Origin of the sequence: Paraburkholderia kirstenboschensis (assembly GCF_904848585.1) — a bacterium.
GTDB classification, from domain to species: Bacteria; Pseudomonadota; Gammaproteobacteria; order Burkholderiales; family Burkholderiaceae; genus Paraburkholderia; species Paraburkholderia kirstenboschensis.
Genome location: NZ_CAJHCR010000105.1, coordinates 1 through 502, shown reverse-complemented (window position 1 = coordinate 502; position 502 = coordinate 1). Strand labels below are relative to the sequence as shown.

The window sequence follows — 502 nt, the reverse complement described above, 5'->3', positions numbered from 1 at the left end:
TCGCAACTGCCCAAACCGGGACCGTTGTGTCCGCCTCCGCGGATTGCGAGAAGCAGTTTGTTTTCGCGCGCGTAGTTGACCGCCGCTATGACATCGGCGGCGTCGGTGCAGGGTATCGTCACGCTCGCGGACCTGAAGGTGCGTATCCCGCGCCGACGACAGTGGTGGAAAGCCATTCCTGATCTCGGCGCCACCAGTGCGAAGCGCATCGAGTCATTCTTCAGCGCGCATCCGGCGCTGACTGAACGGGCGAGGGCACTGATCGCAACGGACGCCCCGCGCGGCATCGTGCCGTGGGAGAGCCTGCGACTGCCGCACTTAAGCCGACGGCGTTGTATTGTGACTTCTGTGGGAACCTAATTTGACATAAGATAAATTATCAACCCAACTGGTGTGGGAGCAAAGTAGTAGTGTCGTACCTGAGCAAAGTACAGATGTCGTACCCCAAGGGTCTGTAGCGCATGCTGGTGCGGTTTTCCCGCCTGTGGAGACCGCCATGACG

Annotated in this window: 1 protein-coding gene and 1 pseudogene; both read left to right on the top strand. The window is 59.8% G+C overall.

Annotated features, from left to right (window positions below):
* The coding region (locus tag JMY24_RS39210) for a hypothetical protein (protein WP_236597790.1) at positions 1-182 on the top strand (182 nt) is incomplete at its 5' end.
* Positions 112-318: pseudogene (locus JMY24_RS38205) on the top strand (phage integrase family protein); the annotation flags it as partial. The gene JMY24_RS39210 and the pseudogene JMY24_RS38205, both read left to right, overlap by 71 nt.
* Positions 319-502 lie beyond the last annotated feature (184 nt).